Raw genomic sequence first — 14,261 nt, forward strand, 5'->3', positions numbered from 1 at the left:
CGGTAAGCGTATGCCGCCGGGGAAATGTGCCGGGCATGTCAGCATGACCCGGCATTTTCATTATCGCGGATAACCTTCCAGCACAGTATTCAGGCGAGCGGCCATCAATTCCCCGCGCCAGCCCGCCATCATTTCCGGCAAACCATTCTGAGGTTTCAGCTTCCAGTGCCAGTTCAGCAGCTGGTTAATCTGACGGCGTGACGCCAGCAGTTCCGCGCCCAGTTTGCTTTGCGTCGCGACGTCCTGCACCAGCGCTTTGATATCCTTGAACGCCTTGCGATAGCCCGGCATATCCATCAGATTCAGCAGTGGCTCCGGCAGTGCTTCGTCCGGCATTTCCTGCGCTTTTGCCACCAGCGCAAGCAGGGTTTTACCGTGGAAACGGATCTCGCTGCCGGAAAGCCCGATGCTGTCCAGTTCGCCCATGCTGCCCGGCATATACCGCGCGACCGCCCAGAGGTGTTCTTCGCGTACCACAAAGTTAACGGCCAGATCACGCTCGCGTGCTTTACGCAAACGCCAGTCCGCTAACAGCTGCAGACACGCCAGCTGACGCGTACGCAGCTGCCAGGCGTTACTGATATCGCGCCAGGCCTCTTTCGGATCAACCACTTCCTGACGACGCTGCTGCGTCATTCGGCACTCATCCAGCGCGGCGGGCAACCAGCCTGACGCTTCCGCCTCTTTCATCAGCTGGCCGGCAATCGGCAGGAGGTAAAACACGTCTGCCGCCGCGTATTCCAGTTGACGCTCGGTTAATGGGCGTGCCAGCCAGTCGGTGCGGGATTCGCTTTTATCCAGCGTCAGGCCCGTATACTCCTCAACCATGGCGGCAAAGCCCCATGAGAGCGGTCGATTACTGAAGGCCGCGAGGATCTGCGTATCAATCAACGGTTGTGGCATGACGCCAAAAGTATTCAGAAAGACTTCCAGATCTTCACTGCCTGCGTGCAGGTATTTCGTTACCGCAGTATCGAGCAGCAGGTCACGCATCGGCGTCCAGTCGGTAATGCCGAGCGGGTCGATCAGCGACACGTGTTTACCGTCGTACATCTGAATCAACCCCAGCTGCGGATAGTAGGTCCGGGTACGGACAAACTCGGTATCCAGGGCAATGGCAGGAAAGTCGCGCGTCACTTCGCACAGCGAAGCCAGCTCGTCGTTGGTCGTGATCATCTGGTAATTCAAAACGGATTCTCTTTTGTTTGCGCCCATAAAAAACGCCGGCTTAACCGGCGTCTGGGCGATTAGCGTGAAGCTCAGGCCTTATTGTCTACTTTGCCACGGGCTTCGTCACGTAATTCTCGTCGTAATATCTTTCCGACATTCGATTTCGGCAGTTCCTCGCGAAACTCAACCAGCTTCGGCACCTTGTAGCCGGTCAGCTGACGACGACAGAAGGTGATCAGCGCCTCCTCCGTAAGAGAAGGATCTTTTTTGACCACAAAAATCTTCACCGCCTCGCCGCTGCTCCCGGAAGGGACGCCTACGGCAGCCACTTCGAGCACGCCGCTGTGCTGCATCACCACATCTTCGATTTCATTCGGGTAGACGTTGAAACCGGAAACCAGGATCATGTCTTTCTTACGATCGACAATACGCAGGAAGCCCTCTTCATCCATCACGGCAATATCACCGGTGTGCAGCCAGCCGTCTTTGATAATTTCATCGGTCGCATCGGGACGTTGCCAGTAGCCCAGCATCACCTGCGGCCCTTTGACACAGAGTTCGCCCGGTTCACCTGGCGCCACTTCGTTATCGTCATCATCAACCAGTTTGGCTTCGGTCGACGGAACCGGCAGGCCAATGCTTCCGCTGTGATAGTCGATATCGTGCGGGTTCACACTGACCAGCGGGGCGCACTCCGTCAGGCCATAGCCTTCCAGTAAATACTGACCCGTCAGTTTCATCCAGCGTTCGGCAACGGCCTGTTGAACCGGCATACCGCCACCCGCAGAGAGGTGCAGCGTGGAGAAATCGAGCTTCTGGAACTCTTTGTTGTTGAGCAGCGCGTTAAACAACGTATTCACCCCGGTCATGGCGGTGAACGGATATTTCGCCAGCTCTTTCACCAGCCCCGGAATATCGCGCGGGTTCGTGATCAATACGTTTTGACCGCCCAGCTCAATAAACAGCAGACAGTTCATGGTCAGCGCGAAGATGTGATAAAGCGGAAGCGCGGTGATCACCAGCTCTTTTCCGTGATGCAGCAACGGTCCGTAGGTGGCATTCACCTGCTCAAGGTTTGCCAGCATGTTACGGTGGGTCAGCATGGCGCCTTTAGCCACACCCGTTGTGCCGCCGGTGTACTGCAGAAACGCGAGGTCTTCTGATACCACTTCCGGTTTAACGTATTGCATGCGGTAGCCCGCCTGCAGCGCACTGCGGAAGGAGATCGCGTCCGGCAGGTGGTATTTCGGCACCAGACGTTTGATGTATTTGACGACAAAGTTAACCAGTGTCCCTTTGGCGGTTGAGAGTTGATCCCCCATACGCGTCAGGATGACGTGTTTGACCTGGGTTTTGTCGACCACTTTTTCCAGCGTGTGGGCAAAGTTAGAGACAATCACAATGGCGGCGGCACCGCTGTCGTTGAGCTGATGCTCCAGCTCCCGCGGCGTATACAGCGGGTTAACGTTGACAACAATCATCCCGGCACGCAGGACACCGAACAGCGCCACCGGGTATTGCAGCAGGTTCGGCATCATCAGCGCGACGCGGTCCCCTTTTTGCAGCCCCAGCCCTTCCTGCAGATAGGCGGCGAACGCCCGACTACGCTCCTCAAGTTTACGGAACGTCATGACCTCGCCCATATTCACAAAAGCAGGCTGGTCTGCGTAACGCCTCACCGAGTGTTCAAACAATTCAACCAGGGATTGATAACGGTCAGGATTGATCTCGGCAGGAACATCTGCGGGATAACGGTTAAGCCAAACCTTCTTCAATGCATCACCTCTGAAATGAGTGTTCGTCGTCATCACAACCCCGATAATAAACAGTTTGTTAACATTATATTAACTCAGCGTACCAGTTTATTAATTGTTCAGATTTAAGGTTGCGAAGCGCGTCACTCTTTTTTTTCGTTTTATTCGTAAAAAACAGAGACAGCGGCTGAGCCGCTGTCTCTTTTCTAACAATTACAGGGAGTTACTCAGTAACGATTGTCTGAACCTGTGCAGGCCCCGGGTTATACCAGCCCCAGCCCGGGTAGCCATACCGATAAGGATGTGGTCCCCACATCCACGGATCCATCGGCTGAGGTGGCATGATGACCTGCTGCGTCAGCCGCCAGCGCTTATACCCGTTAACCTGCATGGTCATAAATTTATACGGCGTGTTGCCGACTTTGCCCTCTACCGAACCGGTAATCGGGCCGACGACGGTGACCAGCTGTCCGCGAAAATCGACCGGGTCGAGAAAACCGCCAACGTCGGCATAAATACGCCCGCGGGAAGGTTCGCCAAGGATGGGCCGCGCACCGCTATCCAGCGGAACGGTGGCAATCTCCAGACGGGTTTTCCCCTGCTGGTTTTGCACCTCGATAACCTTGCCGCCAAAGCGCGCTTCCTGGCCGACGTAAAGCTCAGGCGCATTCATCACGCGAACCAGATCCTGCTGTGGCGTGGGGCTGCTGCCCTTAATCGCATCAGGAACGGAAACGCATCCGCTCAGTGCTATGGCCACTGCGCCTGCCATAAAAAGGCGTACAACTTTAGTCTGAACCGCCATGATGCGACTCCTTTTTCTCAGTTCCTGTTACTGAGATTCATTCCCGGCCTGGAAGTTTCTTCCACGCGACGGTGTTTCGCAAATAAACCGGCTCCGCATGTTCAACGGCCACGGTTTTGCCCGCCTCAAGCAGTTGACAGGCGATGGGAAGCATATCCTCTGCGGCGGGCAGAAGCATGTTGCCGTCTGTCAGCGTGATCCCGGTGCCGTTAGCCATCTCTGGCCATGCCGGCCAGCCGGTGCCTACTGTCGCCCACTCGCCGGACAGCTGTTTCAGCCGCTCGGTCACCGCTTCCGGCTTGAGGACAGCCTCGGTCTCTTCACCGTGCCAGATGCCGTTTTCATCGCGGGTGTATTCTGCCCAGTAAACTTCCCCCATTCGGGCGTCAATGGCCGCCAGAACGCGCGTTGCCCCGGTCATGCGCCATGCGCCCTGCGCCATGGTTGCCAGCGTGGAAACACCGATCATCGGCAGTTCTGCGCCCAGCGCCAGCCCCTGCGCAATGCCAATTCCAATGCGTACGCCCGTAAAGCTGCCGGGGCCACGGCCAAAGGCCAGTGCGTCAAGGTCGGTTAAGGTGGTGTTGCCCCGGGTTAAAATCTCTTTAACCAGAGGCAGAATGCGTTGGGTGTGTTCTCGTGGGCACTCTTCGAAATGAGCAGAGATAGCACCGTCGTTCAACAGAGCAACAGAACAGGCCTCTGTCGCGGTATCAATAGCCAGAATTCGCATCAGTCGTCGCGCTCTCGCAATGGTCAGTCACAAAATGGCGCGCATCTTAGCATACTCACGGGCAAATTACTCCGCCGTTGGGTTTGCCAGGAAGCGAACCGCGCGTTTAATGTCCCGCGTGCGCGGCGCGGGCGGCAAGCTGGCAAGGAAGGTCGCACCGTAAGGGCGCATCACCAGCCGGTTATCGCATATGACCAGCACACCGCGGTCGTCTGTGTCGCGAATCAGGCGTCCTACCCCTTGTTTAAGGGTGATCACCGCGTCCGGTAGCTGGACCTCATCAAAAGGATCGCCGCCGCGCAAACGGCAGTCTTCCATACGTGCCTTCAGCAGCGGATCGTCCGGTGAGGTAAACGGCAGTTTATCGATGATCACCAGTGACAGGGTATCTCCCCGCACGTCCACCCCTTCCCAGAAGCTGCTGGTGGCTACCAGCAGGGCGTTACCGGCACTGACAAACTGCTGTAACAGTTGCCCTTTGCTGGTCTCGCCCTGAAGCAGAACTGGCAAAGTCATGGTGGCGCGGAACTGCTCCGCCAGATCGCGCATCATCGCGTGGGAGGTGCAGAGCATAAAACAGCGGCCGTTGTTGGCCTCGATCATCGGCCTGAGCATTGCCGCCAGCAGGCGCGCCGCGCCGGGCTGGTTAGGCAGAGGCAGATTACGCGGAACGCAGAGCAACGCCTGTTTTTCATAATCAAACGGGCTGGGCAGCAGCAGCGACTCCGCCTCCTCAATCCCCAGACGCCCGGTAAAGTGGTGTAGATCGTCATTCACCGAAAGGGTTGCCGACGTGAAGATCCAGCTTCCCGGTTTTTGCGCCATCACCTCTTTGAATTTATCCGCTACCGTCAGCGGCGTCAGGGCCAGCGTGAAATGGCGGGAGGTGCATTCATACCAGTAGCTGAACCCCGGCTGGTTTATCTCTTTCAGCCGTTTGAGGCGTGCCCGATAGAGCGTGGCGCGCTCGAAGGCGGCATCCAGCAGTGCGGAACGGCCGAGCGATAGTTTCGCGACGTCGTAACAAAGCTCAAGGGCATCATCGAGCAGCAACAGCGCGCGCTGGATATTTTTGTCTGCCAGCAGCTCACGCAGATTACCGCGATAGCCCGGCTCACCCAGTTGCAGGCGAAAATCCTGCGCACTTTGCGCCAGGCGGTCAGCACACTTCTGCAGCTGTTGGGTATCTTTTAACTCGGTGCGGTAGGCAATGGTGAAATCTTTCGCTAAGTCCTGCAGCTGGCGGCTGGAGAGCGACTGGCCAAAATACTGGCTGGCGATGTCAGGAAGCTGGTGGGCTTCATCGAAGATCATCACGTCCGCTTCCGGGATCAGTTCGCCAAAGCCGCTATCTTTAACCACCATATCGGCAAGGAAGAGATGGTGGTTTACCACCACGACATCCGCATCCATGGCGGTTTTACGCGCTTTCACCACAAAACAATCTTTATACAGCGGGCAGTCGCTCCCCAGGCAGTTGTCGTTGGTACTGGTGACCAGCGGCCAGGCGGGAGAGTCTTCCGGCACGCTCGCGCAGGTGCTGATATCCCCCTCCTCCGTCTGATTGGCCCAGGCGCGAAGAATAATGACATCGCTGAGCGTCTGCACCGGCAGATCACCGCCCGCCAGCGCCTGCTGCTCAAGCCGTTCAAGGCAGAGGTAGTTGGAGCGGCCTTTCAGCAACGCCAGGCGGCCTTTATACTTCAGGGCGTTGGCGACCGTGGGCAGATCGCGGCTGTAAAGCTGGTCCTGCAGCGCTTTAGACCCGGTGGAGATGATCACTTTCTTTTTAGCCCGCAGCGCTGGCGCCAGGTAGGCATAGGTTTTGCCCGTGCCGGTACCGGCTTCCACCACCAGCGGCTGCGCGGTGTCGATTGCGCGGGCCACGGCATGCGCCATCTGCCGCTGGGGTTCACGCGGTTTAAAACCGGGAATCGCCTGTGCTAACTGACCTTCTGGGGAAAAATCGTCTGCCACGTTGCTCTCTCACTGTATTTTTGCACAGGGATTATGTCAGCCCATCCTCTCCAGTGCCACCCCAAATAGTGACGAGGGGAACACAATATGGCAGTCTTGCCGACTGACATGAAAATAACGAGGAAACGTTTATGACAATTGTGCGCATTGATGCCGAAGCACGCTGGTCTGATGTGGTCATCCATAACCAGACGCTCTACTACACCGGTGTACCGGAAAATCTCGACGCAGATGCCTTCGAACAGACGGCGAATACGCTGGCGCAGATTGACGCCGTGCTGGAAAAGCAAGGCAGCGACAAATCACGCATTCTGGATGCGACCATTTTTCTTGCCAGTAAAGACGATTTTGCGGCGATGAATAAAGCCTGGGATGCCTGGGTTGTGGCGGGACATGCGCCCGTACGGTGTACCGTACAGGCGACGCTGATGAAGCCGGAATACAAAGTCGAAATTAAGATTATCGCGGCGGTTTAAGCCGGATTACTCCTCTTCATCATCCTCAAAACGCGCCACGATCCGCTCGCCGGTGTGGGTGGCGCGAAGTTCATTAGCAACTTGCGTGATCGCCTGTCCGCTGCTCATCCCCTGGGACATCAGTTCCTGAATACGCTCAACCGCTTTCTGCTGCTGGTCATGGCTCAGAGAAGGTAAACCTGCAAACATTGTCAACTCCTGCTAAATTATCCGCGCTAATTATTTCACGCTGCCCGGTAGTATGCCACACATGAACCCGTTACCCCCTACAGTCATTTCATTACCCTGGCGTTCAGACGCCGCGGAATTCTGGTTTGCCCGCCTCAGCCATCTTCCTTTTGCGATGTTGCTGCACTCCGGTTATGCGGATCATCCCTATAGCCGCTTTGATATTCTGGTTGCCGACCCTCTGCAGACCCTGATAACACAAGGGAATGTGACTACGACGGGCGAAACGCAGTCAACGGACGATCCGCTGTCATTACTTCAGCAGGCGCTGGACGCGCTGAGCTTAACCGTTCCGCAAAATCCCGACCTTCCCTTCCAGGGAGGTGCGCTGGGCTTGTTCGGCTATGATTTAGGTCGCCGCTTCGAAACCTTGCCGGAGACTGCGCAGGACGACATTCCGCTGCCGGATATGGCGGTGGGGCTTTACGACTGGGCAATAATCGTCGATCACCACAAGCAGGCGGTCTCTCTGCTCAGCCATCAGGATGTGTCCGCCCGGCTTGCCTGGCTTGAGGCACAGGTCCCCGTCGCAACAGCGGATTTCCACCTGACCTCTGCCTGGCGCGCCAACATGACCGCGCGGGAGTACGCCGCGAAGTTTGAGCGGGTTCAGGGCTATCTGCAGAGCGGTGATTGCTATCAGGTCAACCTTGCCCAGCGTTTTCAGGCAACCTGTGAAGGCGATGAGTGGCAGGCATTTACCCGCCTCAACGCCAGTAACCGGGCACCGTTCAGTGCATTTCTGCGCCTGGAACAGGGCGCTATCCTGAGCCTCTCGCCCGAGCGTTTTATTCATCTTGCCGATGGCACTATTCAGACGCGACCGATTAAAGGCACGCTTCCCCGCCTGGCCGATCCTGTTGCCGACCGCCAGCAGGCGGAAAAACTGGCGGCCTCGTTAAAAGATCGCGCTGAAAACCTGATGATTGTCGACCTCATGCGTAACGACATTGGCCGGGTCGCTGTACCGGGAAGCGTGCGTGTCCCTGAACTGTTTGTCGTCGAGCCGTTCCCCGCGGTGCATCACCTGGTCAGCACCATTACCGCACAACTGCCCGCCTCGCGCACGGCCTGCGATCTGCTTCGCGCCGCGTTCCCGGGGGGCTCAATAACCGGCGCGCCTAAAGTGCGGGCAATGCAAATAATCGATGAGCTGGAACCGCATCGTCGAAACGCCTGGTGCGGCAGCATTGGCTATATCAGTCTCTGCGGTACGCTGGATACCAGCATCACCATTCGAACGCTGACCGCCTGTAACGGGAATCTGTACTGTTCTGCAGGGGGCGGAATTGTTGCGGATAGCCAGGTCGATGCGGAATATCAGGAAACCTTTGATAAAGTTAACCGTATCCTGAAACAACTGGAGTAATGACGGGTGGAAAAAGAGAACCTGACGCTGGATGATTTTCTGTCGCGCTTTCAGCTTTTGCGGCCCAACGTGAGCCGCGAAGCCCTCAATCAACGTCAGGCAGCGGTGTTGATCCCGGTGGTCCGTCGTGAGCAGCCGGGTCTGCTGCTCACCCAGCGTTCGCCACATTTACGTAAGCACGCCGGTCAGGTCGCCTTTCCGGGCGGCGCCGTGGACAGTTCTGACGCCTCGCTGATTGCTGCCGCGCTGCGCGAAGCCCAGGAAGAGGTCGCCATTCCGCCTGAAGCGGTTGAGATCATTGGCGTGCTGCCGCCGGTCGACAGCGTGACCGGTTTTCAGGTCACACCGGTGGTCGGCATTATCCCGCCGGATCTGCAATATCACGCCAGCGTCGATGAAGTGTCTGCGGTGTTTGAGATGCCGCTGGAAGAGGCTCTTCGGCTCGGGCGTTATCATCCGCTGGATATCCAGCGTCGGGGTCATGCGCACCGTGTGTGGTTGTCCTGGTATCAGCATTATTTTGTCTGGGGCATGACGGCGGGCATCATTCGTGAACTGGCGCTGCAAATCGGCCTGAAGCCTTGACTATACTTTACATTCCACCCTCTTCTGCCAGGTTTGCGATCGGCGTCGCGCTATTAGCAAAACCATCGTTAACCATTAGTTTAATTCATGTGAATAGTTAAGCCGAGGTCGGTCTTCCCTCTTACACTATGCGCAGTTATAACATCGTTACTGGAACCCCGGTAACCCTGTCAGGAGTGTGAAAGTGATTAGTATATTCGACATGTTCAAAGTGGGAATTGGCCCTTCGTCTTCCCATACTGTTGGCCCGATGAAGGCCGGTAAACAGTTCGTCGATGATCTGGTCGAAAAAGGATTACTGGAAAGCGTTACCCGTGTCGCCGTGGATGTTTACGGCTCACTGTCATTAACGGGTAAAGGCCACCACACCGATATCGCCATTATTATGGGTCTGGCGGGCAATATGCCGGATACCGTAGATATTGATGCCATTCCGGCATTTATCCGCGACGTGGAAACGCGCGGCCGCCTGCTGCTGGCAAACGGTCAGCATGAAGTGGATTTCCCGCATGATGACGGCATGCGTTTTCGTAGCGATAACCTCTCCCTGCATGAAAACGGTATGCAGATCCACGCCTTTAACGGCGACAAAGTGATCTACAGCAAAACCTATTACTCCATTGGCGGTGGTTTTATCGTTGATGAGGAACACTTTGGCAAAGATACAACGGGCGATGTGAACGTACCTTACCCGTTCAAGTCCGCCAAAGAGATGCTGGACTACTGCCATGAAACCGGTCTGTCACTTTCCGGCATGGTGATGCAGAACGAACTGGCGCTGCACAGCAAAAAAGAAATTGAAGACTATTTTGCGAACGTGTGGCAAACCATGCAGGCCTGTATCGATCGCGGCATGAACACCGAAGGCGTACTGCCTGGGCCACTGCGCGTACCGCGTCGCGCCTCTGCGCTGCGCCGTATGCTGGTCACCACAGACAAATTCTCTAACGACCCGATGAACGTGGTCGACTGGGTGAACATGTTTGCGCTGGCGGTGAACGAAGAAAACGCCGCGGGTGGCCGGGTGGTGACTGCACCAACGAACGGCGCGTGCGGTATCGTTCCGGCGGTACTGGCCTACTACGATCACTTTATTGAACCCGTAACGCCTGATATCTACATTCGCTACTTCCTGGCAGCAGGGGCGATTGGTGCGCTGTACAAGATGAATGCGTCTATCTCTGGCGCTGAAGTGGGCTGTCAGGGTGAAGTGGGCGTGGCCTGTTCTATGGCCGCGGCCGGTCTTGCAGAGCTGCTGGGCGCCAGCCCGGAGCAGGTCTGTGTGGCGGCTGAAATCGGTATGGAACATAACCTCGGTCTCACCTGTGATCCGGTTGCGGGTCAGGTGCAGGTACCGTGCATTGAACGTAACGCTATCGCGTCGGTAAAAGCGATCAACGCCACGCGTATGGCCATGCGCCGTACCAGCGAGCCACGCGTTTCTCTGGACAAGGTTATCGAGACCATGTACGAAACCGGTAAAGACATGAACGCCAAATATCGTGAGACCTCCCGCGGCGGTCTGGCGATAAAGGTGCAGTGCGACTAACCGTTTCGCCTCAACGCCTCTCTCGCCCATCTTCCACGGATGGGCGAATTTTTATCCCTTTCTCGTCGACTTAATATTTCCCCACTACACTTGCTGTGTTGCCTCGGCTTTTGGTGCTGAAGGCGTATTGGGCGGCCTCCCATGCAAACAGCACAGAGGATCATAAAAAAGTATCGCCGAAAACGCGTCATCGTCTGCGTGATGGTTGCGCTTCTTACGCTCATCATTACGCTGGGTATACGCTTTATTTCACAGCGTAACGTAAATCAGCAAAACACCCTGAACTTTGCGGCGCACTCCGTCAACGTGCTGGATAACGTCTTATTGCCGCTGGAAAAAGGGCGCAACCCGCTGCTGGCACTGGTCGGAGCGCCCTGCTCTCAGGCGCATTTAGTGTTACGAAAACAGGCGGCCTCACTGCAAACGGTGCGCTCAATTGCACTGGTCAAAGACGGTATCCTTTACTGTTCAAGTATTTTTGGCAATCGCGACGTCCCGTTGCGAGAGATTCAGCCTGCCCTGCCCTCCGCCGAAACAAAACTGGTGCTCTCCACCGACAAATCCTTGCTTAAGGGAAGCCCGATCCTGATCCAGTGGTATCCGGTTTCTGATAGCGGAGAAGATGGGGTGATGCAGATTGTGAATATCGATCTCATCACTCGCCTGATGCTGGAGCCACAGCGCCCGCTTATCACCGACGTGGCCCTGACCGTAGGGGATAAATACCTGCGCTACGGTGAAAATGTCTCCGACTCGCTGACAATAAACGATGATGAGAGGGTTCTGCGCCAGCAATCCAGCCATTTCCCGTTCACTATTACCGTCAGTGGCCCGGGAGCCAGCGAGCTGGCGTTGATATATTTGCCCTCTCAGCTGCCGCTGGCGCTGATGCTCAGTCTCCTGATGGGTTACGTCGCCTGGCTTGCGACCGCGAACCGCATGAGCTTTACCTGGGAAATTAACCTTGGCCTGGCCGCGCGTGAATTTGAGCTGTTTTGCCAGCCGCTGCTGAATGCCCGCACGCAGAAATGCGTGGGGGTGGAGATCCTGCTGCGCTGGAACAACCCCCGTCAGGGATGGATCTCCCCGGACGTTTTTATTCCGCTCGCCGAAGAGCACAACCTGATTATCCCTCTCACACGTTACGTCATTAACGAGACGGTGAGTCAGATTGGCTATTTTCCGGCAACGCCCGGCTTCCACATTGGCATTAACGCCGCCGCCAGCCATTTCCGGCATGGAACGCTCATTCAGGACCTGAACCGCTACTGGTTCAGCGCGCATCCCACCCAGCAGCTGATTGTGGAGCTGACGGAGCGTGACGCGCTGCAGGACGTGGATTATCGCATTGTAAGAGAGTTACACCGTCAGGGCGTGAAGCTGGCCATTGATGATTTTGGCACCGGCAATAGCTCTCTCTCGTGGCTGGAAAAGCTGCATCCGGACGTGCTGAAAATTGATAAGTCTTTTACCAGCGCTATCGGCACTGATGCCGTGAACTCCACGGTGACGGACATCATCATTGCGCTCGGACAACGGCTTAGCATTGAGCTGGTGGCTGAAGGGGTAGAAACGCCCGAGCAGGCGCGGTATTTGCGTCATCACGGGGTAGAGGTACTGCAGGGATTTTTGTTTGCGCAGCCTATGCCGCTGAGGGAATTTCCGCAATGGCTGGCGGAGAGTTCGTCTCCGCCAGCACCGCGTAACGGGCATATCGTTCCGCTGATGCCGTTACGCTAGGCTCAGTTACTCTTCTTCGTCGTGGGCCGACTGCTCTTTAACAATGCGCACCATATCGACGCGATAGTCATTCGCTTCGATTATCGTGATCTGCAGCGGAGGCAGTTCAATGATATCGCCGGTCCGCGGGATTTGTCCGTTAACGGCAATAACCAGCCCAGCCACGGTCGCAATGTCCTCTTCATCGTTGATGATGTTTTCCAGACCCAGCGTGTGCTGTAGCGCGTGCAGATCGGTGGTGCCTTTCACCAGCCAGCCGTCACCGTCGGAGACAATTTCCGGGGTTTCATCCGCATCCGGGAATTCACCGGCAATGGCTTCAAGCACGTCGAGCGGCGTCACCAGACCCTGCACCACACCAAATTCATTGGTGACGATAACAAAGCTACCGCGTGCGCGGCGCAGGACGCCAAGCAGGTTGATAGGATCCAGCGTTTCCGGCACCACAATCGCCGGTGATGCGGCGGCGACGGCTTCGACGTTAATCCCCTCTTCCAGCGCCACCAGCATCTCTTTCGCACGCACCACGCCGATGATCTCGTCCAGTTCACCCCGGCATACCGGGAACAGGCTATGCGGTGAAGAGAGCAACTGCTGGCGAATCTCATCAACGCTCAGGCGGGAATCGACCCAGCTGATTTCACCGCGCGGGGTCATGATGCCGCGCAGCGAGCGGGAGGCCAGGGAGAGCACGCCGTTAATCATATAGCGCTCTTCTTCCACAAATGCCCCTTCCGGGACGGGAACCGGGTTACGGCTTTCATTGTCATTCTGCACGTTGACCTGGCGGCGACCGCCCATCAGACGCAGAATCGCATCAGCCGTACGCGCACGCAGCGGCTGGGTAGACTGCTGCTTGATAAAGTTATGTCGTGCAATCTGGTTAAACAGCTCGATGAGGATCGAGAAGCCAATGGCTGCGTACAGGTAGCCTTTTGGTATATGGAAGCCAAAACCTTCCGCCACCAGGCTCAGACCAATCATTAGCAGGAAGCTAAGGCAGAGCACCACGACCGTCGGATGCTGATTCACAAAGCGCGTCAGTGGCTTAGACGCCAGCAGCATCACCGCCATCGCGATAACCACCGCAGCCATCATCACCGGGAGGTGGTTCACCATGCCGACAGCCGTGATCACCGCATCCAGCGAGAAGACCGCATCAAGCACAACGATCTGCAGTACCACGACCCAAAAGCTGGCATAGCCTTTACCGTGTCCATCATCGTGCTGGCGATTTTCCAGCCGCTCGTGAAGCTCTGTCGTCGCTTTGAAAAGCAGGAATATCCCCCCGAGCAGCATGATCAAATCACGGCCGGAGAAAGTGAAATCCATGACGGAAAAAAGCGGCTTCGTCAGCGTAACCATCCACGAGATCACGGACAGCAGTGCCAGACGCATGACCAGTGCCAGAGAGAGGCCGATCAGACGCGCTTTATCACGTTGTTTTGGCGGCAGTTTGTCCGCAAGGATGGCAATAAACACCAGGTTATCAATGCCGAGAACAATCTCAAGCACGACCAGCGTGAGCAATCCCACCCAGATTGACGGGTCCATTAAGAATTCCATGAAACGCTCCTGCTAACGGAATGACCAAACGGTGCCCCACTCAACGTGGGCAAAACAGAGGCAGACAGAGTCGATACGTGGCGAGGATCGCCGGTGAAACAGGCGCGGAATGGCCTGGAGGATGACTGACGTCGGTGACGGTCCATATAGTGGGCTGTAGCCCTATACTCCTGAACAATTAAACGGAGGCTAAACATATCAGAGACAATGCGTTTTTAGCAAAGATTTACGTTCCTTTGCAAAGATCTGTAACACAGCTGCTTTACCTTACAGATAATTCTGTAACCCATAGCTAAATTACGGATCTTC

13 protein-coding genes are annotated in these 14,261 nt (G+C 56.2%); 5 read left to right on the forward strand and 8 right to left on the reverse strand.

The genetic code is table 11. The annotated features are described in order from the left end of the window. Nucleotides 1-60: 60 nt before the first annotated feature. The 5 genes from rnd to AAIR21_RS00305 form a co-directional block, all read right to left on the reverse strand. Complete coding sequence (gene rnd / locus AAIR21_RS00285) at nucleotides 61-1,176, reverse strand: ribonuclease D (RefSeq protein ID WP_139252547.1); 1,116 nt, start codon at nucleotides 1,174-1,176, stop codon at nucleotides 61-63. A gap of 83 nt (nucleotides 1,177-1,259) precedes the next feature. Further along, nucleotides 1,260-2,945 carry a long-chain-fatty-acid--CoA ligase FadD gene (gene fadD / locus AAIR21_RS00290; protein ID WP_032669980.1) on the reverse strand — a complete coding sequence of 562 codons (1,686 nt, stop codon included), beginning with the start codon at nucleotides 2,943-2,945 and terminating at the stop codon, nucleotides 1,260-1,262. 202 nt (nucleotides 2,946-3,147) lie between these two features. Beyond that, entirely contained in the window at nucleotides 3,148-3,729 is a 582-nt protein-coding gene (locus AAIR21_RS00295) for a Slp family lipoprotein (RefSeq protein WP_020883430.1), read from the reverse strand. Between the two features lie 37 nt (nucleotides 3,730-3,766). Then, the gene (gene tsaB, locus AAIR21_RS00300; RefSeq protein ID WP_014170589.1) at nucleotides 3,767-4,462 is read right to left on the reverse strand and encodes a tRNA (adenosine(37)-N6)-threonylcarbamoyltransferase complex dimerization subunit type 1 TsaB; all 696 of its coding nucleotides are present in this window, start codon (nucleotides 4,460-4,462) and stop codon (nucleotides 3,767-3,769) included. Between the two features lie 66 nt (nucleotides 4,463-4,528). Then, nucleotides 4,529-6,439, reverse strand: a complete 1,911-nt coding sequence (locus AAIR21_RS00305; protein WP_014170590.1) for an ATP-dependent DNA helicase — start codon at nucleotides 6,437-6,439, stop codon at nucleotides 4,529-4,531. Between the two features lie 131 nt (nucleotides 6,440-6,570). Here AAIR21_RS00305 and AAIR21_RS00310 point away from each other — a divergent pair, with 131 nt between their 5' ends. Beyond that, nucleotides 6,571-6,915, forward strand: a complete 345-nt coding sequence (locus AAIR21_RS00310) for a RidA family protein (protein ID WP_014170591.1) — start codon at nucleotides 6,571-6,573, stop codon at nucleotides 6,913-6,915. Between the two features lie 6 nt (nucleotides 6,916-6,921). Here the strand turns inward: AAIR21_RS00310 and AAIR21_RS00315 are convergent, their stop codons facing one another. Continuing rightward, the gene (locus tag AAIR21_RS00315) at nucleotides 6,922-7,104 is read right to left on the reverse strand and encodes a YoaH family protein (protein WP_020883426.1); all 183 of its coding nucleotides are present in this window, start codon (nucleotides 7,102-7,104) and stop codon (nucleotides 6,922-6,924) included. 61 nt (nucleotides 7,105-7,165) lie between these two features. On the opposite strand from AAIR21_RS00315, the gene pabB reads away from it, so the two are divergent. The 4 genes from pabB (at nucleotide 7,166) to AAIR21_RS00335 (ending at nucleotide 12,386) form a co-directional block, all read left to right on the forward strand. Next, nucleotides 7,166-8,512 (forward strand): aminodeoxychorismate synthase component 1, encoded by a 1,347-nt coding sequence (gene pabB, locus AAIR21_RS00320; protein WP_183516245.1) that lies wholly within the window; start codon nucleotides 7,166-7,168, stop codon nucleotides 8,510-8,512. Between the two features lie 6 nt (nucleotides 8,513-8,518). After that, nucleotides 8,519-9,097 (forward strand): CoA pyrophosphatase, encoded by a 579-nt coding sequence (locus tag AAIR21_RS00325; protein WP_014170594.1) that lies wholly within the window; start codon nucleotides 8,519-8,521, stop codon nucleotides 9,095-9,097. A 184-nt stretch (nucleotides 9,098-9,281) separates the two neighbouring features. Next, a complete protein-coding gene (gene sdaA / locus AAIR21_RS00330; RefSeq protein ID WP_020883424.1) occupies nucleotides 9,282-10,646 on the forward strand; it encodes an L-serine ammonia-lyase in 1,365 nt (454 codons plus the stop codon). 141 nt (nucleotides 10,647-10,787) lie between these two features. After that, nucleotides 10,788-12,386: an EAL domain-containing protein gene (locus tag AAIR21_RS00335; RefSeq protein WP_020883423.1), complete on the forward strand. Its 1,599-nt coding sequence runs from the start codon at nucleotides 10,788-10,790 to the stop codon at nucleotides 12,384-12,386. A 6-nt stretch (nucleotides 12,387-12,392) separates the two neighbouring features. Here AAIR21_RS00335 and yoaE read toward each other — a convergent pair whose 3' ends face one another. Then, entirely contained in the window at nucleotides 12,393-13,952 is a 1,560-nt protein-coding gene (gene yoaE, locus AAIR21_RS00340; protein ID WP_014170597.1) for a CNNM family cation transport protein YoaE, read from the reverse strand. Continuing rightward, nucleotides 13,940-14,149 (reverse strand): protein YoaL, encoded by a 210-nt coding sequence (locus AAIR21_RS00345; protein WP_071605456.1) that lies wholly within the window; start codon nucleotides 14,147-14,149, stop codon nucleotides 13,940-13,942. The genes yoaE and AAIR21_RS00345 overlap by 13 nt, the downstream gene beginning before the upstream one ends. Nucleotides 14,150-14,261 lie beyond the last annotated feature (112 nt).

This window comes from Enterobacter sp. PTB (genome assembly GCF_051130085.1).
In the GTDB taxonomy this organism is placed as follows: domain Bacteria; phylum Pseudomonadota; class Gammaproteobacteria; order Enterobacterales; family Enterobacteriaceae; genus Enterobacter; species Enterobacter ludwigii.